Below are 23,482 nucleotides of genomic sequence, written 5' to 3'. Positions count from 1 at the left end.
AGAGCGGCCCGCCCCGCGCAGCAGCGGGTGCATCGCGGCCCGCGCGGGCCGGCAACCCGTCAGCCGTCACTGCGGCCGGTAATGGCTGCGCGCCATGCGGAAGGTCAGGTTCCAGCGCCGGGGCCCCAGCAGCGGGTGGGCGCCGTCCTGCAGCGGCAGCACCCCGTGGTAGGCCATGCGCGTGGCGCCGCCCCAGACCAGCACATCACCGTGCAGCAGCGTGAAACGCCGCACCGGGCTGCTGCGCTCCAGCCCGCCCCACTGGAAGCGGCAGGGCAACCCCAGCGAGACCGAGACGATGGGCGCGGCCCAGTCCTGCTCGTCCGCATCGCGGTGCAGGCCCATGCGGGCCCCCGGCAGGTACTGGTTGACCAGGCACACATCCGGCGCATAGCCGGGGTAGCCCGCCGCCGCTGCTGCGGCCACGGCCTGGTCACGCAGGAAATCCGGCATCGCCGGCCAGGCCACGCCGGTGTCCGGGTTGGTGGCGCTGTAGCGGTAGCCCGCCGCATCGGTGACCCAGCCGTAGGCGCCGCAGTTGCTCATGCGCACCGACATGGGCTTGCCGCTGGGCGTGCAGCTGGCCCGCAGCGGCTGCAAGGCCAGCACCTGCTGCACGGCGGCTATCCACTGCGTCTGCTGCTCCAGCGCCCAGCCGCGCAGCAGCCAGGCCCCATCGTCGATGGCCATGCGCTCCACGGGCTGGGGCGGGTCATCGAACAGCGAGGCCGTCATGGTGCGTGCCCGGCGGCTTAGATGGGCCGTCCCAGCACGGCCGACAGCGCCTGCACAAAGCGCTGGTTGTCTTCCTGCAGGCCCACGGACACGCGCAGGAACTGGGTGAAGCCCGGCTCCTTCCATGGCTTGATGATGACGCCCTTGGCCAGCAGGCCTTCGGCCACCACGGCTGCATCGCGCCCCACTTCCACAAACAGGAAATTGGTGGCCAACGGCGCCACGCGCAGCCCGGCAGTGCGCAGGCGCTGGGCCAGCGCCTCGCGCTCCAGCACCGTGGCCTGCACACTGCGGCGCATATAGGCTTCGTCCTTCAGCGCGGCCATGGCCGCCACCTGGGCGGCCTGGTTCACGTTGAACGGTGTGCGCACCCGGTCCAGCAGGGCAATGGTGGCGGCGTCTCCCGCCACGCCATAGCCCACGCGCAGACCGGCCAGGCCCCAGGCCTTGGAGAAGGTGCGCAGCACGATCCAGGGCTTGCCGCAGTCCTGCAGCTGGGCCAGGGTGTCGGGGTAGCCGGGCGTGAGGCTGGCGTATTCCACATAGGCCTCGTCCACCACCAGCAGGGTCTGCGGCGACGCGGCCTGCAGCAGCTGGGCGAACTGCTCGGCCGTCCACATGCAGCCCACCGGGTTGGACGGGTTGGCAATGAACGCCAGCTTGGGCGCACGCTGCAGCGCGGCGCACCAGGCGGCCAGATCGAATTCCAGATCGGCCGTCAGCTCCACCAGCTCCACGCTGGCGCCCATCATGCGCGGGTAGATCTCGTGCAGGCCGAAGGACGGGCGCTGGGTCAGCACCACATCGCCCACGCCGGTGAAGGCCTGGCACAGCATCTGGAGGATGTCTTCCGAACCGTTGCCCAGCACCAGCTGGCCTGGCTGCACCGCGTGGCGGGCGGCCAGTGCATCGCGCAGCGTGGTGGCACTGGCGTCCGGGTAGTACTGGATCTGGCGTGCCAGATCCACCAGGGCCGCGCCCACGCGGGGGCTGGGACCATGGGGGTTCTCGTTGCTGCCCAGGCGGGCGATGTGCTGCACGCCGTAACGGGTGCGCACGGCATCGGACGACAGACCGGCGTTGTAGGCAGGCAAGGTGGGCACTTCGGGGCGTGCCAGTTGGGCAATGTTCTCGTTCATGGCAAAAAAGGCGGCGCGGTGCGGGGTGCCGTCGCCGCCGTTGTCTCTCAGGGTTGTGCCGGCTGCTGCACCCAGGTCAGGGCCGTCTGCAGCAGCTGCTGCAGCGTGGGCTGGAGGGCGCCGGCACGTTCGGGCAGGTAGGCAAAGGGCAGCGTTTCCTGCATGTAGCTGCACTGCGTCAGCTCCAGCTGCACGGCGTGGATGCCCTGCTCCGGCTGGCCGTAATGGCGCGTAATGTAGCCGCCTTTGAAGCGGCCGTTGAGCACCGCCGTGGCGCCGGGGGCCTGCTCGGCAATGGCCAGCAGCTGCTGCGCCAGTTCCGGCGCGCAGCTGGCGCCATCGGCGGTTCCCAGGTTCAGATCGGGCAGCTTGCCGTCGAAAAAACGCGGCAGCACCGAGCGGATGGAATGCGCATCCCACAGCAGCACACGGCCATGCTCGGCACGCAGGCGGTCCAGCTCGGCACGCAGCTGGGCATGGTAGGGCGCCCAGTAGGTGCTGCGGCGGCGCGCCACTTCGGCGTCGTCCGGCTGGTCCTCGGCACGCTGGTACAGGGGCGTGTCGTCAAAGGTGTCCACCGGGCACAGGCCGGTCACGCTCTGGCCGGGGTAGAGGCTGGCCCCATCGGGGGAGCGGTTCAGGTCTACCACATAGCGCGAATGGGTGGCCGCCAGGATGGAGGCGCCCATGGCCTTGGCAAAGGCGTAGAGCTCGGGCATATGCCAGTCGGTGTCGGGCACCTGGCTGGCTTCGTCGGTGAGCAGGGCCGCGATGTCGGCCGGCACATGCGTGCCCGCGTGCGGCATGGACACCAGCAAGGGCAGGGAGCCCTGGTGGAAATGGAAGGGAGCGATATCGGTCATAGCGTGCATGGGAGAGATGCGGGCCTGGGAGGCCAGGTGGTTTACAGGTCGAACACCTTGCCGGGGTTCATCAGATTCAGCGGGTCCAGCGCGGCCTTGATGGCGCGCATGGCCGCCAACTCCTGCGGCGTGCGGCTGGCATGCAGGAAAGGCTTTTTGTGCAGGCCGATGCCGTGCTCGGCCGAGACGCTGCCGTGGAACCGTTCCACCTGCGCGTACAGCGCGGCTTCCACCGCGTCGCATTCGCCGCGGACGGTGGCGCCGTCGGTGGAGACATGCAGATTGCCATCGCCCACATGGCCGAAGAACAGCGTGTGGTGGCCGGGCCAGCGCGCATCGAAGTCCGCCTGGATGGCTTGCGCAAAACGGCCGATGTCGGCCTGCGGCAGGCTGACATCGAAATTGATCGGGGGGTGCATCTGGGTGTTCAGCTCGGCCGGCGCTTCGCGCAGCTTCCACAGCGTGCGGGCCTGGGTGTGCGACTGGGCGATCACGGCGTCGGCCACTTCACCTGCTTCCATGGCTTCGCCCAGGGCCTCTTCCACGGCATCGCGCAGACTGGCTTCGTCCTTGCCGTCCACGTCGATCAGCGCCAGCAGCGGGTGGCGCTCGGCCAGCGGGGCCTGCAGTTTCTGCCACTGGATGGAGGCCTGCACAAAGCTGTCCCACATCAGCTCGAACGCGGCCACGCTGTTGCCGAAACGGCCTTGCATGCGCTGCAGCACGGCCAGCGCGGCATCGAAATGCGGCACCGCCACCAGGGCCGTGGCCTTGGCCTGGGGCATGGGGCGCAGGCGCAGCAGCACGCGGGTGATGACACCCAGCGTCCCTTCGGCGCCGATGAAGAACTGCTTGAGGTCGTAGCCGGTGTTGTTCTTCAGCATGGGGCGCAGCATGGGCAGCACCGTGCCGTCGGCCAGCACCACTTCCAGACCCAGCACCTGCTCGCGCATCATGCCGTGCTGCAGCACGCCGTTGCCGCCGGCATTGGTGGAGACATTGCCGCCGATCTGGCAGCTGCCGCGTGCGCCCAGGTCCACGCCGAACACCATGCCGGCCGCCACGGCGGCTTCCTGCACCGCCTGCAGCGTGACACCGGCCTGCACCGTCACCAGGCCGGTGCGGGCGTCCACGGCTTCCATGGCATTCATGCGCTCCAGCGACAGCGCCACACAGCCTTGCACCGGCACGGCACCACCGGCCAGGCCGGTCAGACCGCCCTGCGGCACCACGGCGATGCGGTGGGCATGGCACAGGCGCAGCACGGCTGCCACCTCCTCGGTGCTGCGCGGGCGCACCAGGGCCAGCGGGGCCACGGGCGGCTGGCCGCTCCAGTCGGTGTGGAAGCGCGCTTCCACCGCGGCGCCCGTCTGGACGGCCGCGTCGCCCAACTGCTGCTGCAGCGCGGAGAGAAAAGAGTCGATGGAGGGAAGGGACATGGGAGCAGGAAACCTTTTCAAACGGCACACAGCCCCCGGGGTGAGCCGGGGGCTGCGGGAGATGCACCTCGGCATTGTCGTGCCATGCGCCCGGTGCCGTCAGGCCCTGCGGCAATTCCGCTGTGGCCCATCGGGCAAGTGCGCCCCCTCAGAACACGTGGGCGTAGCGCAGCAGCAGAAAGTTCTCGCCCGGATTGGGCTCCTTGATGCCGGCATTGGAGCTGTGCTGGATGCGCAGCGACAGCTCATGCGCCCGCTGGGGGCCGAAGTTGCGCCCCAGCCCCAGATGGCTGGAGAAGTTGACCCGGCTGCCGAAGGCATCGCTGCCATTGCGGTAGTGGCGGCTGAACCAGCTCACACCGGTTCCCAGTTCCACAAACCAGGGGGATTGGCCCGCAGCACCACGCCAGCGCAGGCTGGGCCCCAGGCCCAGCACCAGGGTGTTGCGCCGCGCCGATGCCTGCGGGCGGCTGGACCAGTTGCCCAGATACCCGTCCCACTGCCCGCGCACCACACCGCTGCCCAGTGCCCAGGACCAGCTGGTCCAGGGCCAGGTCAGGCCCACGGTGGTGGCGTAGGCTTCGCGCTCACCCGCCCCGCCCTGCAGGTACAGGGTGGGGGCTTCCTGGGCCCGGGCCGGGCTCCCGGCCGCCAGGGCGGCAAAGACGGTGACGCCGGTGGCGATCCCGCGCAGGGCGTGGACATGCATGGGCTGCTCCTCGGTGGAATGGCCAGACGGTCGGGGCTGGCCTGTGTGTGTGGCCTGTCCAGTCTGCAGAGAAAACCGCGGCCCCGGAGTAGGCCGGCGGGCCGCACGCTGTCAGCCAATGCCGCATTGGCTGGGGCACCCGGGGAGCCACGCCAAGCCCCTGCAATGCCGTTGCGCGGACGGGCCGGCGCACAATAGCGGCCGCCACCTTCGGTGGACCTCCCGATAAAAACTCCCTCTACAGCCCGCCCTGCCTGCACCGCGCGCTCACTTTTCGAGATTCCCCTTGTCTGCCGCCCTGTCCACCCTCCAGAACGTTTTTGGCTATGCCTCCTTCCGGGGCCCCCAGGCAGCCATCGTGGACCAGGTGGTGGCGGGCGGCGATGCGCTGGTGCTGATGCCCACCGGGGGCGGCAAAAGCCTGTGCTACCAGGTGCCCGCCATCGTGCGCCAGCAGGCCGGACAGGGCGTGGCCATTGTGGTGTCGCCGCTGATCGCGCTGATGCACGACCAGGTGGGCGCGCTGCACGAAGCCGGGGTGAGTGCGGCGTTCCTGAATTCGTCGCTCAGCTACGACGAAGCCCAGCAGGTGGAATGGCAGCTGCAAAGCGGCCAGCTGACCCTGCTCTACGCCGCCCCCGAGCGGCTGGTGACGCCGCGCTTTCTGGGCCTGCTGGACGACCTGCACGCCCAGGGCCAGCTGAGCCTGTTTGCCATCGACGAAGCGCACTGCGTGAGCCAATGGGGCCATGACTTCCGCCCCGAATACCGTGCCCTGTCGGTGCTGCACGAGCGCTATGCCGGCGTGCCGCGCATCGCGCTGACCGCCACGGCCGATGCGCTGACGCGGGCCGACATCGTCGAGCGCCTGCACCTGGAACAGGCACAGCAGTTCGTCAGCAGCTTCGACCGGCCCAACATCCGCTACACCATCGTCGAGAAAAAGGATGTGACGCAGCAGCTGCTGCGTTTCATCCAGAACGAGCATGCGGACGAAGCCGGCGTGGTGTACTGCCAGTCGCGCCGCCGGGTGGAGGAAATCGCCCAGACCCTGCAGCAGGCCGGCATCAACGCCCTGCCCTACCACGCGGGCTTCCCGTCCGAAGTGCGCCAGCAGCACCAGGACCGCTTCCTGCGCGAAGAAGGCATCGTGATGGTAGCCACCATCGCCTTCGGCATGGGCATCGACAAACCCGATGTGCGCTTTGTGGCCCACGTGGACATGCCCAAGAACATCGAGGGCTACTACCAGGAAACCGGCCGCGCCGGCCGCGACGGACTGCCCGCCCATGCCTGGATGGCCTATGGCCTGAGTGACGTGGTCAACCAGCGGCGCATGATCGACGAAGGCGGGGCCGAGGAAGAATTCAAGGCCGTGCTGCGCAGCAAGCTCGATGCCCTGCTGTCGCTGGCCGAAGCCACCGACTGCCGCCGCGTGCGCCTGCTGCAGTACTTCGGGGAGACTTCCAGCCCCTGCGGCAATTGCGACAACTGCCTGCATCCCCCCACGGTGTGGGACGGCACGGACGCCGCGCGCAAGCTGCTGTCCACCATCTACCGCGTGCACGAGATGAGCGCCCTCACCTTTGGTGCCGGCCACATCATGGACGTGCTGCGCGGCAAGGACACCGACAAGGTGCGCCAGTTCCTGCACGACAAGGTCTCCACCTTCGGCATCGGCAAGGGCTACAGCGAAACCCAGCTGCGCGGCGTGATGCGCCAGCTGCTGGCCACCGGCGCTCTGGGCCTGCACAAGGTGACCAGCGAAAACAGCGGCCATGTGTTCGACACCCTGTGCCTGACCAGCGGCTCCCGCGACGTGCTGCGCGGCGAGGTGCAGGTGCAGCTGCGCGAAACCGTGGCCGCCGCCCGCAGCCGCAGCACCAAGCGCGGCGTGCAGCCCAATGCCGCCGCCGCCAACCTGGGCCCGGATGCGCAGGCGCGCTTCATCAACCTCAAGGCCTGGCGTTCGGAAGTGGCCAAATCGCACAATCTGCCGGCCTATGTGATCTTCCAGGATGCCACCTTGGCCGCGATCGCCGAGCAATGCCCCGGCTCGCTGCAGGCCCTGGGCAGCATCAGCGGCATCGGCAGCAAAAAGCTGGATGCCTACGGCGCGGAAGTCCTGCGGGTCATCGGCGGCCCCTCGGTCTGAGGCCCCCCTGCGGGCACCGCCCGCCGCCCCCGCAGGCGGCGATCGGGAAACCTGCTAATACCCGCACACCGGCAAACCCGCCATACTGCCCCGCTACTGCTGCTGGGAGGTATGACGATGGCTTCTGACGACACCCACGAGGTTTTCAACCAGGTCGATGAACCGTGCCAGCAGGCACCGCTGCAGCATGATGCGGCCCTGCTCCACGCCGTGCAGCAGGACCACGCCAGCTGGGCCCTGCCCTCGCTGCAGGACTACGCCCAGCGCGTCACCTCGCCGGCCACCTGGCAATGGGCCCAGCTGGCCAATACCCATGCCCCCAGGCTCCAGGCCTTCGATGCCCGCGGGCGGCGCACCAACACCGTGCACTACCACCCCTGCTGGCATGCCCTGCTCACGCTGTACCGCGAACAGGGCCTGGTCGGGCTGCCCTACGAGAACACCCGCGCCGGCCGCTGGACCGCCTGGGCAGCGGGCTTCTATCTGCACGGCCAGGTGGAACAGGGCTCGCTGTGCCCCGCCACCATGACCACCGCCGCCATCGGCGTGCTGCGCCACGAGACCGCGCTGTGGCCCCACATCAAGGCCGGGCTGCTGTCCCGCCACTTCGATGCCCAGGACCGTCCCTGGCCCGACAAGCAGGCGCTGTGGGTGGGCATGGGCATGACGGAAAAACAGGGCGGCTCCGACGTGCGCGCCAACACCACGCAGGCCGTGCCCGACGAGGCATCAGGGCACGGCCAGGCCTACCGGCTCACGGGGCACAAATGGTTTTTCTCGGCGCCGATGAGCGATGCCCACCTGGTGGTGGCGCAAACGCCCGACGCCGGCCCCGCCTGCTTCTGGGTGCCACGCTGGCAGCCCGACGGCACGCGCAACGCCGTGCACCTGCTGCAGCTCAAGGACAAGGTGGGCAACCGCAGCAACGCCAGCAGCGAGGTGGAATTCCATGGCGCCTACGGCCTGCTGCTGGGCGAGCCCGGCCGGGGCATTCCCACCATCATCGAGATGGCCACCACCACCCGCCTGTGCTGCGTGCTGGGCAGCAGTGCCATCCTGCGCCAGGCGCTGGTCCAGGCGCTGCACCATGCCCAGCGCCGCCAGGCCTTTGGCAAGCCGCTGGTGCAGCAGCCGCTGATGCGCAGCGTGCTGGCCGACCTGGCGCTGGAAAGCGAAGCCGCCACCATGCTGGCCATGCGCCTGGCCCGCGCCTTCGAAGCCTGCGAAGGCGCCGACCCGGCCCCGGCAGAGCGGGCCTGGAAACGCCTGATGACACCGGCCGCCAAGTTCTGGGTCTGCAAGCGCGCGGTCGAGGTGGCAGGGGAAGCCATGGAGGTGCTGGGCGGCAACGGCTATGTGGAGCCCGCCGTGGTGGCACGGCTGTTCCGCGAAGCGCCGGTCAACAGCATCTGGGAAGGCTCGGGCAACATCATGTGCCTGGACATGCTGCGTGCGCTGGGCCGGGAGCCCGAAGGCAGCCAGGCCCTGCTCGCCCACCTGATGGATGCCGCCGGGGAAGACAGCCACCTGCTGACCGAGCTCCATGCCCTGCAGGCCCTGCTGCACCGCCCCCCTGCCGAGCAGGAGCTGCTGGCCCGCCTGATCGCCCAGAAGCTGGTGCTGGTAGCCCAGGCCTGCCTGCTGCGCCGCCATGCCCCGTCCTGGGTGGCCGACGCCTTCATCGCCACCCGCATCGTGCACGGCAGCGCCCGCGTGGTGGGCGCCATCGACGCCCGTACGCTGGATGTGGCGGCGCTGCTGGAACGCGCCTTGCCGGCCTGAACCCGCGCCACCCAACCGTTCCGTGCGCCCACCGCCCGGACCGCACTGTGGCGCCCGGCAGACACGGGGCGGGGTCCGCGCAGCCTCTGTGGGGCGATGCGCCCGCATGGAATTGCAGAGTCCATAGAATACGAACAATTCTTATTCATAGACTCCAGACTTTTCCATGTCCGCCTCCCTCAGCGCTGCAGCCCATACCCTGCAGACGTTCTACCTGCAGCACCATGGCTGGCTGGTGGCGCGGCTGCGCCGCAAGATCGGCTGCCCCTGGGACGCGGCGGATCTGGCGCAAAGCACGTTTTTGCGCGCCTGGACGGCGCCCGGTCCGCCACTGGACCAGGTGGCGGAGCCCCGCGCCTATCTGACCACCATTGCCCAGCGCCTGCTGTCCAACCACCTGCGCCGGCGCCAGATCGAACGCGCCTACCTGGAGGCGCTCGGCGCCCTGCCCGACCCCGTCGCACCGCCCCCCGATGTCCAGCTGATGGTGCTGGAAACCCTGGTCGCCATCGACCAGCTGCTGGACGGCCTACCCGCCGTGGCCCGCCAGGCCTTTTTGCTGTGGCGGCTGGAAGAGCTGACCCAGGAAGAAATTGCCCAGCAGCTCGGTCTCTCCCGCACCACGGTACGCCGCCACCTGGCCACAGCCGCCGAGCGCTGCTACTTCGGCATGGGGGAGTGAGATGGACCAACCGGCTCCCCCTCCTCCGGCTACGGCCACCATCCCGCCTGCCGTGGCCCGTGCCGCCGTGCACTGGCTGCTGACCCTGGACGATGACAGCGCCCCACCCTCCGAACGCACCCGGCAGCAATGGCAGCGCTGGCTGCAGGCCGACCCGCTGCATGCCCAGGCCTGGCAGCGCATCGCCACCCTGGATGCACAGTGGCAGCAGCAGCTGCACGGCCTGCCGGCCTCGGTCGCGCGCCAGGCCTTGACCGCGTCCGGCCACGGCCGGCGCCATGCCCTGCGTCTGGCACTGCTGCTGACGGCCGGCACCGGCGGCCTGCTGGCCTGGCAGCAGAGCGGCCTGGGCCAGCCCCACTGGCAGCGCCTGGCGGCCGACCTGGCCACGGCCACGGGGGAGCAACGCAGCCGCGAGCTGGCCGACGGCACGCGGCTGTGGCTCAACACCGCCACGGCGGTGGACCTGCACTACAGCGCCACCGAACGCCTGATCGTGCTGCGCGCCGGTGAAATCCTGGTGCACAGCGCGCCTGACAACACCCCGGATGCCACCACCGGCCAGCCACGTCCGCTGCGGGTGCGCACGGCCGAAGGCCTAGTGCGCGCCATCGGCACCCGCTTCACGGTGCGCCAGCACGCACAGCACACCAGCGTGGCGGTGCTGGAAGGCGCGGTGGAGCTGCACCCAGTCCAGGCTCCGCAGGACGCGCTGCGCCTGGAAGCCGGAGAGCAGGCCACGCTCGGACGCAGCCAGGCCGGTCCTGCCACCCCCTTGGCCGAAGGCGCGGGGGCCTGGCACGACGGCATGCTGGTGGTGAACGACATGCCCCTGCCCGACTTCCTGGCCGAGCTGTCGCGCTACCGCTCCGGCCTGCTGCGCTGTGCCCCCAATGCCGCCGGCCTGCGGGTCTCGGGCGCCTACCCCCTGGCCGACACGGACCGGGTGCTGAACGCCCTCACCCGTGCCCTGCCGGTGCAACTGCAAGCGCGCACCCGCTGGTGGGTCACGGTGGAACGCCGCAGCTGACACCGGAAATTCACTCCGAATTGCATAGCAGACCAGGCTTTCCTGGAAAACATCTGCGGCCTTCTTCTCAAAAATCGGCAAAAAAACCGGCCATTTCCGGCCCCTTGCGTGTCAAGCCCCTCAGACGGACTGCGCCCACGCGCCAGCCCTGCTTTTTGCCTATCCACCGAGGGATTCCACCGCATGAACCGCCGACCGCTTCACCCCCAGCCCACCGCCACGGCGCGGGCCACCCAGTTGCTGTGCGCCAGCCTGATCGCCTGCGCCACGGCCCTGCCCGCCCTGCCGGCGCTGGCCCAAACCAGCACCGCCCAGGCACAGCGCAGCTACACCATCCCCGCAGGCACGCTGGCCTCGGCCCTGAACCGCCTGGGCCGCGAATCCGGAGCACTGATCAGCTTTGCCCCTGATCTGGTGGCCGGTCTGCAGACCAGCGGTGCCCAGGGCACACAGGGCGTGGCCCAGTCCCTGGCCGCCCTGCTGGCCGGCACCGGCCTGGAAGCCGTGCCCGACGCCAGCGGCGCCTACGCGCTGCGCCGCATCCCCGAAGCCGCCCAGCGCAGCAGCGGCGGCGCGGCCACGCTGGCTGAAGTGAAGGTGACGGCCGCCGCCACGGTGGCGGACGGGACCACCGAAGGCACGGGCCGCTACACGGCCGCAGGCCCCAGCGGTGCCGCCACCGGCCTGGCGCTGACGCTGCGCGAGACCCCGCAGTCGGTCACCGTCTTCACCCGCCAGCGCATGGAAGACTTCAAGCTGCAGACGCTGACCGATGTGATGGAGCAGACGCCCGGCCTGACGGTGAGCCGCCAGAACCAGATGGTCACCTACAACGTGCGGGGCAGCACCGCCAACCTGCAGGTGGACGGCTCGCGCCAGCTCTCCAGCGGCTGGGGCTTCAACACCCACACGCTCTACACCATGGACGACCTGGCCGACATCGACCGCGTCGAGGTGCTCAAGGGCTCGTCCGGCCTGATGAATGGTGACGGCAACTACGGCGCCACGATCAACCTGATCCGCAAGCGCCCGACCAAGGAATTCCAGGCCCATGTGGAGGCCAGCGCCGGCAGCTGGGACAGCTACCGCGCCGATGCCGACATTGCCGGCCCGCTGAATGCCGAAGGCAGCCTGCGCGGGCGGCTGGTGCTGTCGGAAAAGCGCGCCCGCGGCTTCCGCGACTACGAGGACTCCAGCGGCCGCATGGTCTACGGCACGCTGGAATACGACCTCTCGCCCGACACCCTGCTGAGCGCCGGCGTCACCTACCGCGAACGCTCGCTGCACGGCTCGGGCGCCACCACGCCCCTCCAGGCCTATTCCGGTACTGGCGCCTTTGTGGGCTGGATGCCGCGCTCCTACAACAACGGTGCGCGCTGGGCCGGCTACGACCAAAAAGGCCTGAACCTGTTCACCCGGCTGGAACACAACTTCGGTCAGGGCTGGAAGGCCAAGCTGCAGCTGGTGCACGAGGAAATCGACGTGCCCGAGCAACTGCTGGGCTATATGAACAACGCCCTGCCGGGCGCCGTGAACTTTGGCCGCTATGGCGAGAACACGACGCGCAACCAGAGCATCCAGGTGGACGTGCAAGGGCCCTTCTCCCTGTTCGGCCGCCAGCACGATCTGCTGCTGGGTGCCGGGGCTTCCAAGAGCCGCATCAATCTGCAGCGCGGCGGCGGCGACAACACCACGCTGGGCGCGCTGGGCCTGGACTATGCCCAGGGGGGCGGCGCGCTGCCGAATGTCAACCTCAGCGGCCTGACCTACTCCGACGACCTGTTCAGCCGCAAGCGCAACTATGTCTATGCGGCCGGCCGCTTCAGCCTGGCCGACCCGGTCAAGCTGATCGTCGGCGCCCGCGCCACCAATTACGACCAGAAGGATGTCTCCGACGTCAGCTGGTACAACTACGACCTGCACGAACGCGGCGTGGTGACGCCCTATGCCGGTCTGGTGGTGGATGTGGCCCGCGATGTGTCGCTGTATGCCAGCTACGCCAGCATCTTCCAGGCCCAGAGCGCCAAGAACGCCAGCGAACAGACGCTGCCGCCGGAAGAAGGCAAGACCTACGAGATCGGCGCCAAGGGCGAGTTCTTTGACAAGCGCCTGAACGCCAGCGCCGCCTACTTCTGGATGAAGACCGACAACACCGCCGAAACCGTGGGCCAGACGCCCGCGGGCGATACCATCTCGCGGGCGGTCAGCGGCGTCACGCGCCGCGGCTGGGAGCTGGAGCTGTCTGGCGAGCTGGCCCGCGGCTGGCAGCTGCAGGGCGGCTTTGTGATGAACAGCAGCACGCTGGACTCGTCCAGCACCACGCCCAAATACCAGTTCAAGCTGGGCACCACCTACCAGTTCCGCGATTCGGCCCTGCAAGGGCTGACCGTGGGCGCGGCCACCCGCTGGCAGAGCGACATCTCCACCAGCCGGGGGGCGACCACGCTGCGCCAGGATGCCTACTGGCTGGTGGATCTGATGGCCCGCTACCAGGTCGACCGCCACTGGAGCGTGGCCGCCAATGTGAACAACGCGCTGGACAAACGCTACTTCGCGGGTGTGACCAACTTCAACGCCCAGGGGCTGTTCTACACCTGGGGCGCACCGCGCAGCCTGAACCTCAGCGCGCGCTACGACTTCTGACGCAGCGCTGCCTGCGCGACCGAAGGCGGCGCAAGCAAGCGGCACAGAAGCCGTTGGAGGGGAACCTGTCCGGCACCGATGCCGCGCAGAGCCCTCCCGGCGACCGGTGCATGGCTCGATGGCAGCGGCAGTGCGGCAGATATGGCAATCTGTCAGACTTTGCCGCCTGCACTTTCCGCACCCGCCCCGACCATGCTGACCTACGCCGATATCCAAGCCGCCGCCACCCGACTGCGTGACCAGGTGCTGCAAACGCCCTGCGTCGAATCCGAGACGCTCTCGCAGATCGTGGGCGCGCAGGTGTTCCTCAAGTTCGAGAACCTGCAGTTCACGGCCTCCTTCAAGGAACGTGGTGCCAGCAACCGGCTGCAGCTGCTGAGCGCCGAGGAAAAGGCGCGCGGCGTGATTGCCATGAGCGCCGGCAACCACGCCCAGGGTGTGGCATACCACGCACAGCGCATGGGCCTGCGTGCCGTGATCGTGATGCCGCGCTTCACCCCCGGCGTGAAGGTGGAGCGCACCCGTGGCTTTGGCGCCGAAGTGGTGCTGCACGGCGACACCCTGGAGGAGGCGCGCCAGCACGCCTTCCTGCTGGCCAAGGAACAGAACCTGACCTTTGTCCACCCCTTCGACGACGAGGCCGTGGCGGCCGGCCAGGGCACGCTGGCCCTGGAAATGCTGGCCGTCCAGCCCGACCTGGACACCCTGGTGGTGGCCATCGGCGGCGGCGGCCTGATTGCCGGGGTGGCCACGGCCGCCAAGGCGCTCAAGCCCGGCATCCGCGTGGTGGGGGTGCAGACGCAGCGCTTTCCGTCCATGCTCAACGCCGTGCAGGGCACGGACCTGCCCATGGGCCAGTCCACCATCGCGGAAGGGATTGCCGTGGCCACGGCCGGCACCATCACCCGCGAGGTGGTCAAACGGCTGGTGGACGAGCTGCTGCTGGTGGATGAAGGCGATATCGAGCAGGCCGTGCTGATGCTGCTGGAGATCGAGAAGACCCTGGTCGAAGGCGCGGGCGCTGCCGGTCTGGCCGCCCTGATCCGCCACCGCGAGAAGTTCGCCGGCCAGAAGGTGGGCCTGATCCTGTCCGGCGGCAACATCGATCCGCTGCTGCTGGCCGCCATCATCGAGCGCGGCATGGTGCGCTCCGGCCGTCTGGCGCGCGTGCGCGTCAGTGCACGCGATGTGCCCGGCGTGCTGGCCCAGATCACCGCCACCGTGGCCGCCGCCGGCGCCAACATCGAGGAAGTCCACCACCAGCGCGCCTTCACGCTGCTGGCCGCGCAGAACGTGGAAATCGACTTTGTGCTGCAGACCCGCAACCAGCAGCATGTGGAACAGGTGCTGGAAGCGCTGCGGGCTGCCGGCATGCAGGCCGCGCGCGCCTGAGATCCTTGGGTACCGTGGCGCCCCGCCCCCTGGTTGCGGGGCGGGGTGACGGCCCCCGGCGGTGGAGCCGGCCTGCCACGCCCCCGGACCTGCGCCGTGGATAACCCTGTAGCCGGGCCGTGGCGTCCCTTCCACAATGGCAGCACGAACGAGGTCTGCGTGGCGCACCCGCCACCTGGTTGTCCGACTGCCCGCAAGGAGTGAACGCATGAGCCATGACCCCGCTGCCCACGATGCGCAGCCCCAGATCAATCCCGACGACGCCGCCGAGGCGGTGGTGCCCCTGATTCCCATCGTGCTGCCGCTGGTGGGGGCCGTGATGATGTTCCTGCTGGCCTTCATCGCCGTGAACATGGCGTGAACGGCACCCGCCCTCGAAAACTGCCCCGCAAGGGGCTTTTTTCATGCCGGCGAATTTCTGCTTTATGCATATATCTATGCATATGAGACATAGTTTTCCGGGTTGTCCCACTGGCTTTTTACAGCCGCCTTCCTAGAATGGCTTTCCCGGCGCCGGTCATCGGCTGCCTGATAGCGCCCGCAGTGCCCCTTATGGACGAGCTGCTTTGCCCAACCGCCCCTTGTTGGTACGCCCCGCGCGTGCCCGGTTCGGCAAAACCGTTTACCCACTATCAGGAGATCCTTCGATGAACGCCCTCGCCCCCCAGGCCCTGCAGCTGCAGGCGCCCGCCTTCGTGAAAAACCCCAAGCTGATCGCCTGGGTGGCCGAAATGGCCGCACTGTGCAAGCCCGCCCGGATCCACTGGTGCGACGGCTCGCAGGAAGAGTACGACGCCCTCTGCCAGCAGCTGGTGGACGCCGGCACGTTCAAGAAGCTCAACCCCGCCAAGCGCCCCGGCAGCTTTCTGGCCTGGTCCGACCCGTCGGACGTGGCCCGTGTCGAAGACCGCACCTACATCTGCTCGGCCCGCAAGGAAGATGCCGGCCCCACCAACAACTGGATGGCCCCCGCCGAGATGCGTGCCACTTTGCAGCCGCTGTTTGACGGCTGTATGACAGGCCGCACCATGTATGTGGTGCCGTTCTCCATGGGCCCGCTGGGTTCGCCCATTGCCCACATCGGCATCGAGCTGTCCGACAGTGCCTATGTGGCCGTCAACATGCAGATCATGACCCGCATGGGCAAGGCCGTGTACGACGTGCTCGGCACCGACGGCGAGTTCGTGCCCTGCGTGCACACCGTGGGCGCGCCGCTGGCGGCTGGCGAAACCGACCAGACCAGCTGGCCTTGCAACCCCACGACCAAGTACATCGTCCACTACCCCGAAACGCGCGAAATCTGGTCCTACGGCTCGGGCTACGGCGGCAATGCCTTGCTGGGCAAGAAGTGCTTTGCACTGCGCATTGCCTCCACCATGGGCCGCGACCAGGGCTGGCTGGCCGAACACATGCTGATCCTGGGCGTGACCAACCCCGAAGGCCAGAAGTACCACGTGGCGGCGGCCTTCCCCAGCGCCTGCGGCAAGACCAACTTCTCCATGCTGGTGCCGCCCACCGGCTTCGAAGGCTGGAAGGTCACCACCATCGGTGACGACATCGCCTGGATCAAGCCCCAGGCCGATGGCTCGCTGCGCGCCATCAACCCCGAAGCGGGGTATTTCGGTGTGGCTCCGGGCACCAACCTGCTGACCAACCCGAACTGCATGCAGAGCCTGGACAAGAACGTCATCTTCACCAACGTGGCGCTGACCGATGACGGCGATGTGTGGTGGGAAGGCCTGGAAAAAGACCAGGGCAAGCTGCCGGACCATCTGATCGACTGGAAGGGCCAGGACTGGACCCCAGCCATCGCCAAGGAAACCGGCGCCAAGGCCGCCCACCCCAACGCCCGCTTTACCGTGGCCGCGACCAACAACCCCGCGCTGGACGAAGCCTGGGACGACCCCAAGGGCGTGAAGATCGATGCCATGATCTTCGGCGGCCGCCGCTCCACCACCGTGCCGCTGGTGACCGAAGCCCGCAACTGGACCGAAGGCGTCTACATGGCCGCCACCATGGGTTCCGAGACCACGGCCGCCGCCTTTGGCGCGCAAGGCGTGGTGCGCCGCGATCCGTTCGCCATGCTGCCGTTCGCCGGCTACAACATGAGCGACTATTTCCAGCACTGGCTGAACCTGGGGGCCAAGATCGAAGCCCAGGGCGCCACGCTGCCCAAGATCTTCACCACCAACTGGTTCCGCAAGGACGCCGACGGCAAGTTCGTCTGGCCCGGCTACGGTGAGAACATGCGCGTGCTGAAGTGGATGATCGACCGCATCGAAGGCCGTGCCCAGGGCCAGCAGACCGCGTTCGGCGTGGCCCCCACCTATGGCGAAATCAACTGGACCGGCCTGGACTTTAGCGCCGACCAGTTCGCCAGCGTGACCAGCATCGACAAGGCCGCCTGGAACGAGGAAATGCAGCTGCACACCGCCCACTTCGACCAGCTGGCCTACAACCTGCCGCAGGAACTGCTGGCCACCAAGAAAGCGCTGGAAGCCCGCCTGGCCGCCTAAGCCGTTGTTCCAAACAGGTGCCTCGTATGCAGATGCTTCCGGTGTCTGCCTGCCACAGGCGCCTGCAAAGCCAAAGGAGCGTGCACAGCACGCTCCTTTTTTCATGGCATGAAAAAAGCCACAGCCTGGTGAGCGGTGGCTTTCGACAGAGGGGCTGCAGCGGGTGCCGCAGCCGGCGCGGAACGGGAATCCGCGTATCAGCGTTCCTGGCGGTCCATGGCGCGGGCCAGGTCTGCCATCAGACGGGCGTCCTGCAGGGCCATGTTCCAGGTGCGTTCATCTTCTGCTGCCATGCGGCGGCTGTGTTGCCAGGCGCGCAGGCCCTGGCGCAGCGACACCAGGCTGCGGCGCACGGAGGACATGCTCAGTGCCCAGCCGGCCAGCGCCAGCACCCACAGCAGCATGCCCACCAGCAGGGCCGAGCCTTCACCGGCCGACGCAAATGCGGCCAGCAGGGCCATCACGGCCACCAGGGGCCAGACAAAGGAAAAATGTGCGGAACGGCGCACGGGGGCAGCCGCTTCCTGGACCGGGCGGTATTCGGCGGTCAGGGAAATTTGCTCGGCACCGGGGTGCACGACACAGTAAGAGTTGTAGATGAAATTGCTCATGGCAGTAAAACCCCTGGGAACATCGCTTGTGGCGAAATGCTGGGCGATGGAAGAACTATAGGGTTTACCCCATGCTTGTTCAAATTTATATTTTGAATCTACAGTATTCACATCAGTGATGACAACGCCATGACACCGCTTAACTTCCGCACCCTGGACCTGAACCTGCTGCGCGTGTTCGACGAGGTCATGTCCGAACGCAGCCTGACCCGCGCCGCCGAAAACCTGGCCATCACCCAACCCGCCGTCAGCAACGCCATGCGCCGCCTGCGCGATGCCATGGGCGACGAGTTGCTGGTACGCCACGGCCAGGGCGTGCAGCCCACGCCCCGCGCCCAGGCGCTGTGGCCCGTGGTGCGCGAAGCGCTGGCCAGCCTGGCCGACAACCTGGCGCCTGAACGCTTTGACCCCGCCACCGCCAAGACCACGCTGGTGCTGGTGATGGCCGACGCCACCGCGGGCACGCTGATTCCGCACCTGCTGGAGATCCTGGAGGTGGAGGCGCCCGGCGTGACGGTGCGCATCCTGCCGCTGACCACGCGCGACCCGCGCAGCCTGCTGGACGAGGAAACCGCCGATCTGGCCATCGGCAACTTTCCGGCCGTACTGGCCGATCTGACGGCCCGCGCCCAGTCCGGAGCCCTGGTGGCCTACGAAAGCCGGCGCCTGTATGACGGCCAGTATGTGGCCGCCATGCGCCGCGACCACCCGCTGTCGCGCCAGCCGCTGACGCTGGAGCGCTACTGCGCCGCGCGCCATGCGCTGGTCAGCTTCTCCGGCCGGGCCTGGGGCTTCATCGACGAAGCCCTGGCCTCGCTGGGCAAGAAGCGCCACATCGCGCTGACGGTGAACCAGTACGGCACCGCGGCCCGCGTGGTGGCGCAGACCGATCTGGTGACGGTGATGCCGCGCCACTTCGTGCCCATCAGCCACATGGCCGAGGAGCTGCACATTGCCAAGCTGCCGCTGGACGTGATGGCCGTGCATGTGGATGCGCTGTGGCACAAGCGCGGCCCCAACCGACCGGCCTACGACTGGATGGTGCAGGCCCTGGGCCGGGCCGCACAGCAGGCGCTGGCATTGCAGCATCCGCTGTGACCCGCCGCAACGGCGCGGTGCGACATTCCGGGACAATAGCGCTCCATGCGCATCCAGCTTTTGTCCGACCTGCACTTGGAAGTGCATCCGCAGTTTGTTCCGGAACCCGCCGCCGACGCCAATGTGCTGGTGCTGGCCGGCGATATCGGCTCCTACCAGGACGGCAGCCTGCTGCAGGACGACTGTTTCGGCCTGGAACGCTTTTCCCCGCTGCCGCAGTACGCCGGCTGGCCATGCCCGGTGGTGTTTGTACCCGGCAACCATGAGTACGACGCCCAGGACTGGGATGCGGCGCACGCCCGGCTGCGCCGCATCTGCGACCGGCTGGGGCTGATCTGGCTGGAGCGCGACACCGCCGTGCTGGACGGCGTACGCTTTGTCGGCACCACGCTGTGGACCGACTATGACGCCATCGCCCTGCTGGACGACCAGGTGCAGGCCGGTGACGTGGGCCGGCTGCTGAAGCTGCGCGACAAGTCCTTTCGCGCGGCCAACTTCTACCTGCAGAAAACCGGTGGCACCCGCCACGGCGAACCATTTCTGGCGGCACCCATGCGCGAGCAGGCGCTGGTGTGCCAGGAATGGCTGCGCACGGCCCTGGCCCAGCCTTTTGACGGGCCCACCGTGGCCGTGACCCATTTCGCACCCAGCCTGCGCAGCAGCGACCCCCGCTATGGCATGGTGCCCGGCACGGCGGGCTTTTGCAATGCGCTGGACGATCTGCTGCCCTGTGCCCAGCTGTGGCTGCACGGGCATCTGCACACCCCGGTGGACTACACCGCCCAGGGCCTGCGGGCCGATGGCAGCGCCTGGCAGTGCCGCGTGCACGCCAACCCGCTGGGCTATGCGCGCAAGGGAGAGCAGGACAAATTCCACCCCGCGCAAAGCTTGGCTCTATGATGCATTGCAGGCGCAGGGCCTCCGCTTTCAAAAAAACATGACATGCGTCAAGACAACAAGCAGCAACCCGCAATAACCTGTGCCTGTTCACTCATGGAGAAACCATCATGAAGATTCTGCTTGCTGTCGATGGCAGCCCCTACACCAAGAAGATGCTGGCCTACATGACCACGCACGAAGAGCTCACTGTCGGCACCCATGCCTACAGTGCGATCACGGTGCAGTCGGCTCTGCCCCCCCGCGCCCGCGCTGCCCTGGGCAAGGAAACCGTGGACGCCTACTACGCCGAAGAGTCGGCCAAGGTGCTGGATCCGGTGTGTGAATTCCTGGCCCGCCACAACGTCCAGCCCACGCGCATCGCCAAGGTGGGCCCCGCCGGTGAGGCCATTGCCAAGGAAGCCGTGGAAGGCAAGTACGACCTGATCATCATGGGCACCCACGGCCACGGCGCGCTGGGCAAGTTGGTGATGGGTTCGGTCAGCACCCAGGTGCTGGCCAACTGCGACGTCCCGGTGATGCTGATTCGCTGAGGCGCCTGCCCCTGCATGGCCGGAGTTGCCTCCGGGCCGTGCACCACAAAAAAACCGGTCCCTCGGAGGCCGGTTTTTTTTGTGGGCGGGAACCCCTGCCGCGGCGAAAGCTGCGGCTGCCGCTGCGCAGTCAGCCCACGGCCAGCATGCTCTTCTTGGCCGGTTTGGCCTTCTGGGACAGCGGCAGGTATTCCGGTGAGGCATGCAGCGTGGCCATGCAGGTCTTGACGCACCACTCCACCACTTCGTCGTGGCTGTAGGCCTGGGTGTGCATCAGCGCGTCCACCATGGGATCGACGGCGCGGGTCATCAGCATCTGACGGGCCACCAGCAGGGGCCAGCCGGGGTGGATATGACCGGCTTCCTGCGCCTGCACAATCCATTCTTCCAGGCGCGTGCTCAGGCCCTGCAGCGCCAGCTGGTAGGGTTCCGAGGCCTTGAGCGCATGGCGGATTTCGGACTTGCGCTCGGCCAGCAGCGGTGCATCGGAGTTCAGCTGGGCCTGCAGCACCCAGCGCACAAAGGCCTGCAGCCGCTGACTGGCTACCATGCGGGCGGGCAGGCCGTCCAGGAACCCCTGGGCACGTTCCAGACCCCGCACCATGACTTCACAGCACAGGTCTTCCTTGCCTTTGAAATGTTTGTACAGCACGGCCTTGGCCATACCGGCGGCTTCGGCCACCTGGTCCAGCGTCATGGCGTCATAGCCCCGCTCGCTGAGCAAGCGGGTGCACTCTTCCAGGATGGCTTCCTTGCGGGCCCTGTGCATCATGTCCCGGAAGGAGACGTGGCTGAAGGACGGTCGATTGGACACGGTCAGATTAATATTTGTTACATATGGATCGAAATTAACACCGGACCTGTTTGCCATCAGTCAGACAACGGCTCACCTTTCTGAACAATTGTCTTTGAGGTTCACTTTTGCGCCTTGGAGCAGGGTGTCCGTCAATTGGCGCAGCAGGCTGGAGTCCAGGTTCCAGCAATGCCAGTACAGGTCGATGGATAGCATCGTACCCGGCGCGACGTCGACCAGCCGCCCATGTGACAGACGGTCGCGCACCAGCAGTTCCGGCAGCACGCCCACGCCCCAGCCGGCCTCCACCGCCCGCACCTGGGCTTCGGAATTGGGCAGGTAAAGGCTGTTCAGCACCACCTGGGACAGGCCCAGCAGGCGCGCCACGAACTCGCTTTGCATATCGTCCTTGCGGTTGAAGCACAGAAACGGCACACGGTGGAAGTTGTGGGCGTTCAGCCCCTGCGGCAGGTGGGCGGCCGCGTACTCCGGCGCTGCCACGGCCAGATAGCGCATGGCGCCCAGCGGCTGCACACGGCAGCCCTGCAGCGGCTGGCGCAAGGTGGTCACGCAGCCCAGCACCTCGCCGGAACGCAGCCATTCCTGGGTGAAATCCTGGTCGTCCGTGATCACTTCCAGCGCAATCCCTGCGCGCACCAGCGGCGTCAGCGCCTCCAGGGCCCAGGTGGCAATGCTGTCGGCATTGACCGCGACGGCCAGGCCCACCCCGGCGCCGGAGCCGGCCGTGTGGGGCGCCAGGGTCTGCATGTCGCGCGCCAGATCGGCCCGCAGCAGGCGCAACTGCTGGGCATGCTTGAGCAGCAACTGCCCGGCGCGCGTGGGCCGAAGGGGCCGGCTGCGCACCACCAGTACCGATCCGGCCTGCTCCTCCAGCGCCCGCAGGCGCTGCGAGACGGCCGACTGCGTGACATGCAGGCGCTGCGCGGCCTTCTCGAACCCACCCGTTTCCACAATGGCGGCCAGGCACTCCAAGGCCACCGGGTCCCAATGCTGCATCGCGTCTTCTCCTGCGTTGTATTAGCTGCGCTTATGGATTCACAAGGAATGTAATCCGGCTTGGCGTCCTGCGGGTGGCACACCACACTGCGCTCCATGAAAACCATCATCCTCGGCGCCGGCATCATCGGCATCAGCACCGCATGGCACCTGCGTGCCCGTGGCCACGACGTGATCGTCATCGACCGCCAGGCCGAGGCAGCGCAGGAGACCAGCTTCGCCAACGCTGGCCAGATCTCGGTCAGCTACTGCGAACCCTGGGCCAACCGCGAAGCCCCGTTGAAGGCGCTGAAGTGGATGTTCGACGCGCAGGCGCCGCTGCTGTTCCGTCCCCAGCTGGACTGGCAGCAGTGGCGTTGGGCGCTGCAATTCCTGGGCCAGTGCAACGACCGCGCCTTCGCCCGCAATGTGCAGCAGATCGTGGCCCTGGGCGCCTACAGCCACACCGCCCTGCAGCAGATGGTGGCGGAGACCGGCATCAGCTACCACCGGCTGGAGCGCGGCATTGCGCACTTCTACTCCAGCGCCCAGGCCTTCGAGGAGGCCGGCGAGGCGGTGGAAATCATGCGCCAGCACGGCGTGCAGCGCCAGCTGGTCAGCCGCGACGAGCTGCTGCGCATCGAGCCGGCTTTCACGCCATACAAGGACCAGATCTTTGGCGGCACCTTCACACCCACCGATGAAAGCGGCGACGCCCGTGCCTTCACCCAGCAGCTGGCCCAGTTGTGCGCACAGCGCGGCGTGCAGTTTCTCTACGGCCACGATGTGCTGCGCCTGAACCAGGCCGGCGGCGAGGTGCAGTCCATCACCGTGCGCCAGCGCCTGGACGATGGCCCGGGCCGCGAACAGACGCTGACGGCCGACAGCTTTGTCGTGGCCTGCGGCAGCTACAGCGCGCCGCTGCTGCGTACCGTGGGCGTGGACCTGCCCATCTACCCCGGCAAGGGCTACAGCGCCACCTTCCGCATCCTGCAGCCCGATGCCGCGCCGTTTGTGTCGTGCATTGACGACGCGCGCAAGATCGCCATGAGCCGTTTCGGCGACCAGCTGCGCGTGGCCGGCACCATCGAGCTGGGCGGCTTCGACCTGTCGCTGGACAGTCCCGTGGCCCAGGCCCGCTGCCGCATGCTGAGCGAGCGCATCGAAGAAATCCTGCCCGGTGTGTGCGATACCCGCTCCGAAGCCGAAGGCGGCCAGCCCAACTACTGGTGCGGCCTGCGCCCGGCCACGCCCACCAACATCCCGTTCATCGGCCATACCGGCGTGGGCAGGCTGTGGGTCAACGCCGGCCACGGCACCCTGGGCTGGACGCATGGCGCCGGCTCGGGCAAGGCCCTGGCGGCGCTGATCTCCGGCGAGCGCCCGGCCATGGACTTCGGTTTTCTGGGCCAGGGCCGCGACCCTGTCGCCTGGCACCAGCGCCCGGTCGAGGCCTGATCGGGTTGACT

The 23,482-nt window shown here is 68.0% G+C and carries 20 protein-coding genes; 12 read left to right on the top strand and 8 right to left on the bottom strand.

Going from position 1 to position 23,482, the window contains the following annotated elements; all coding sequences use genetic code 11:
• Window positions 1–66: 66 nt before the first annotated feature.
• From alkB to KW830_RS12120, 5 genes are all read right to left on the bottom strand, one after another.
• The gene (gene alkB / locus KW830_RS12140; RefSeq protein WP_066538625.1) at window positions 67–735 is read right to left on the bottom strand and encodes a DNA oxidative demethylase AlkB; all 669 of its coding nucleotides are present in this window, start codon (window positions 733–735) and stop codon (window positions 67–69) included.
• A 17-nt stretch (window positions 736–752) separates the two neighbouring features.
• Complete coding sequence (locus KW830_RS12135) at window positions 753–1,874, bottom strand: histidinol-phosphate transaminase (protein ID WP_218333316.1); 1,122 nt, start codon at window positions 1,872–1,874, stop codon at window positions 753–755.
• Between the two features lie 47 nt (window positions 1,875–1,921).
• Entirely contained in the window at window positions 1,922–2,737 is an 816-nt protein-coding gene (gene hutG / locus KW830_RS12130; protein WP_218333315.1) for an N-formylglutamate deformylase, read from the bottom strand.
• A 41-nt stretch (window positions 2,738–2,778) separates the two neighbouring features.
• A complete protein-coding gene (locus KW830_RS12125) occupies window positions 2,779–4,176 on the bottom strand; it encodes an FAD-binding oxidoreductase (RefSeq protein ID WP_083520486.1) in 1,398 nt (465 codons plus the stop codon).
• Window positions 4,177–4,324: 148 nt separating this feature from the next.
• On the bottom strand, window positions 4,325–4,885 hold the full coding sequence (locus tag KW830_RS12120) for an acyloxyacyl hydrolase (RefSeq protein ID WP_192334596.1): 561 nt from the start codon (window positions 4,883–4,885) through the stop codon (window positions 4,325–4,327).
• Window positions 4,886–5,171: 286 nt separating this feature from the next.
• Between KW830_RS12120 and recQ the strand changes: the two genes are divergently transcribed.
• From recQ to KW830_RS12080, 8 genes are all read left to right on the top strand, one after another.
• Window positions 5,172–7,040: a DNA helicase RecQ gene (gene recQ / locus KW830_RS12115; RefSeq protein WP_066538612.1), complete on the top strand. Its 1,869-nt coding sequence runs from the start codon at window positions 5,172–5,174 to the stop codon at window positions 7,038–7,040.
• Between the two features lie 117 nt (window positions 7,041–7,157).
• A complete protein-coding gene (locus KW830_RS12110; protein WP_218333314.1) occupies window positions 7,158–8,822 on the top strand; it encodes an acyl-CoA dehydrogenase family protein in 1,665 nt (554 codons plus the stop codon).
• A 166-nt stretch (window positions 8,823–8,988) separates the two neighbouring features.
• Window positions 8,989–9,504, top strand: a complete 516-nt coding sequence (locus KW830_RS12105; RefSeq protein ID WP_066538609.1) for a sigma-70 family RNA polymerase sigma factor — start codon at window positions 8,989–8,991, stop codon at window positions 9,502–9,504.
• A gap of 1 nt (window position 9,505) precedes the next feature.
• The gene (locus tag KW830_RS12100; RefSeq protein ID WP_218333313.1) at window positions 9,506–10,534 is read left to right on the top strand and encodes a FecR domain-containing protein; all 1,029 of its coding nucleotides are present in this window, start codon (window positions 9,506–9,508) and stop codon (window positions 10,532–10,534) included.
• A 183-nt stretch (window positions 10,535–10,717) separates the two neighbouring features.
• Entirely contained in the window at window positions 10,718–13,177 is a 2,460-nt protein-coding gene (locus tag KW830_RS12095; protein WP_218333312.1) for a TonB-dependent siderophore receptor, read from the top strand.
• A 192-nt stretch (window positions 13,178–13,369) separates the two neighbouring features.
• Entirely contained in the window at window positions 13,370–14,569 is a 1,200-nt protein-coding gene (locus tag KW830_RS12090) for a threonine ammonia-lyase (protein ID WP_218333311.1), read from the top strand.
• Window positions 14,570–14,777: 208 nt separating this feature from the next.
• A complete protein-coding gene (locus KW830_RS12085; RefSeq protein ID WP_172591880.1) occupies window positions 14,778–14,930 on the top strand; it encodes a hypothetical protein in 153 nt (50 codons plus the stop codon).
• Between the two features lie 286 nt (window positions 14,931–15,216).
• Window positions 15,217–17,085: a phosphoenolpyruvate carboxykinase (GTP) gene (locus KW830_RS12080; RefSeq protein WP_066538603.1), complete on the top strand. Its 1,869-nt coding sequence runs from the start codon at window positions 15,217–15,219 to the stop codon at window positions 17,083–17,085.
• A gap of 197 nt (window positions 17,086–17,282) precedes the next feature.
• Here KW830_RS12080 and KW830_RS12075 read toward each other — a convergent pair whose 3' ends face one another.
• The gene (locus KW830_RS12075; protein ID WP_066538602.1) at window positions 17,283–17,696 is read right to left on the bottom strand and encodes a hypothetical protein; all 414 of its coding nucleotides are present in this window, start codon (window positions 17,694–17,696) and stop codon (window positions 17,283–17,285) included.
• 129 nt (window positions 17,697–17,825) lie between these two features.
• Between KW830_RS12075 and KW830_RS12070 the strand changes: the two genes are divergently transcribed.
• The 3 genes from KW830_RS12070 (at window position 17,826) to KW830_RS12060 (ending at window position 20,224) form a co-directional block, all read left to right on the top strand.
• A complete protein-coding gene (locus tag KW830_RS12070; RefSeq protein ID WP_066538601.1) occupies window positions 17,826–18,794 on the top strand; it encodes a LysR family transcriptional regulator in 969 nt (322 codons plus the stop codon).
• Between the two features lie 45 nt (window positions 18,795–18,839).
• The gene (locus tag KW830_RS12065; RefSeq protein ID WP_218333310.1) at window positions 18,840–19,694 is read left to right on the top strand and encodes a metallophosphoesterase; all 855 of its coding nucleotides are present in this window, start codon (window positions 18,840–18,842) and stop codon (window positions 19,692–19,694) included.
• Window positions 19,695–19,801: 107 nt separating this feature from the next.
• Complete coding sequence (locus KW830_RS12060; RefSeq protein ID WP_218333309.1) at window positions 19,802–20,224, top strand: universal stress protein; 423 nt, start codon at window positions 19,802–19,804, stop codon at window positions 20,222–20,224.
• 130 nt (window positions 20,225–20,354) lie between these two features.
• Here KW830_RS12060 and KW830_RS12055 read toward each other — a convergent pair whose 3' ends face one another.
• Both KW830_RS12055 and KW830_RS12050 read right to left on the bottom strand, forming a co-directional pair.
• Window positions 20,355–21,038 (bottom strand): TetR/AcrR family transcriptional regulator, encoded by a 684-nt coding sequence (locus KW830_RS12055; protein ID WP_172591881.1) that lies wholly within the window; start codon window positions 21,036–21,038, stop codon window positions 20,355–20,357.
• 72 nt (window positions 21,039–21,110) lie between these two features.
• Window positions 21,111–22,034: a LysR family transcriptional regulator ArgP gene (locus tag KW830_RS12050; RefSeq protein WP_066538592.1), complete on the bottom strand. Its 924-nt coding sequence runs from the start codon at window positions 22,032–22,034 to the stop codon at window positions 21,111–21,113.
• A gap of 96 nt (window positions 22,035–22,130) precedes the next feature.
• Here KW830_RS12050 and KW830_RS12045 point away from each other — a divergent pair, with 96 nt between their 5' ends.
• The gene (locus KW830_RS12045; RefSeq protein ID WP_066538590.1) at window positions 22,131–23,471 is read left to right on the top strand and encodes a D-amino acid dehydrogenase; all 1,341 of its coding nucleotides are present in this window, start codon (window positions 22,131–22,133) and stop codon (window positions 23,469–23,471) included.
• Window positions 23,472–23,482 lie beyond the last annotated feature (11 nt).

The organism is Comamonas sp. CMM03 (genome assembly GCF_019218715.1).
Taxonomy (GTDB): Bacteria; Pseudomonadota; Gammaproteobacteria; order Burkholderiales; family Burkholderiaceae_C; genus Comamonas; species Comamonas terrigena.
Note: the sequence above shows the minus strand (reverse complement) of the source record. Positions and strands in the feature narration are given on the sequence as shown.

Coding starts and splice junctions, on each gene's coding strand:
- KW830_RS12135 (WP_218333316.1), bottom strand. CDS start 1,874: ATGAACGAGAACATTGCCCAACTGGCACGCCCCGAAGTGCCCACCTTG.
- KW830_RS12100 (WP_218333313.1), top strand. CDS start 9,506: ATGGACCAACCGGCTCCCCCTCCTCCGGCTACGGCCACCATCCCGCCT.
- KW830_RS12085 (WP_172591880.1), top strand. CDS start 14,778: ATGAGCCATGACCCCGCTGCCCACGATGCGCAGCCCCAGATCAATCCC.
- KW830_RS12090 (WP_218333311.1), top strand. CDS start 13,370: ATGCTGACCTACGCCGATATCCAAGCCGCCGCCACCCGACTGCGTGAC.
- KW830_RS12110 (WP_218333314.1), top strand. CDS start 7,158: ATGGCTTCTGACGACACCCACGAGGTTTTCAACCAGGTCGATGAACCG.
- KW830_RS12070 (WP_066538601.1), top strand. CDS start 17,826: ATGACACCGCTTAACTTCCGCACCCTGGACCTGAACCTGCTGCGCGTG.
- KW830_RS12065 (WP_218333310.1), top strand. CDS start 18,840: ATGCGCATCCAGCTTTTGTCCGACCTGCACTTGGAAGTGCATCCGCAG.
- KW830_RS12105 (WP_066538609.1), top strand. CDS start 8,989: ATGTCCGCCTCCCTCAGCGCTGCAGCCCATACCCTGCAGACGTTCTAC.
- KW830_RS12045 (WP_066538590.1), top strand. CDS start 22,131: ATGAAAACCATCATCCTCGGCGCCGGCATCATCGGCATCAGCACCGCA.
- KW830_RS12075 (WP_066538602.1), bottom strand. CDS start 17,696: ATGAGCAATTTCATCTACAACTCTTACTGTGTCGTGCACCCCGGTGCC.
- KW830_RS12125 (WP_083520486.1), bottom strand. CDS start 4,176: ATGTCCCTTCCCTCCATCGACTCTTTTCTCTCCGCGCTGCAGCAGCAG.
- KW830_RS12095 (WP_218333312.1), top strand. CDS start 10,718: ATGAACCGCCGACCGCTTCACCCCCAGCCCACCGCCACGGCGCGGGCC.
- KW830_RS12050 (WP_066538592.1), bottom strand. CDS start 22,034: ATGCAGCATTGGGACCCGGTGGCCTTGGAGTGCCTGGCCGCCATTGTG.
- hutG (WP_218333315.1), bottom strand. CDS start 2,737: ATGACCGATATCGCTCCCTTCCATTTCCACCAGGGCTCCCTGCCCTTG.
- KW830_RS12120 (WP_192334596.1), bottom strand. CDS start 4,885: ATGCATGTCCACGCCCTGCGCGGGATCGCCACCGGCGTCACCGTCTTT.
- KW830_RS12080 (WP_066538603.1), top strand. CDS start 15,217: ATGAACGCCCTCGCCCCCCAGGCCCTGCAGCTGCAGGCGCCCGCCTTC.
- KW830_RS12060 (WP_218333309.1), top strand. CDS start 19,802: ATGAAGATTCTGCTTGCTGTCGATGGCAGCCCCTACACCAAGAAGATG.
- alkB (WP_066538625.1), bottom strand. CDS start 735: ATGACGGCCTCGCTGTTCGATGACCCGCCCCAGCCCGTGGAGCGCATG.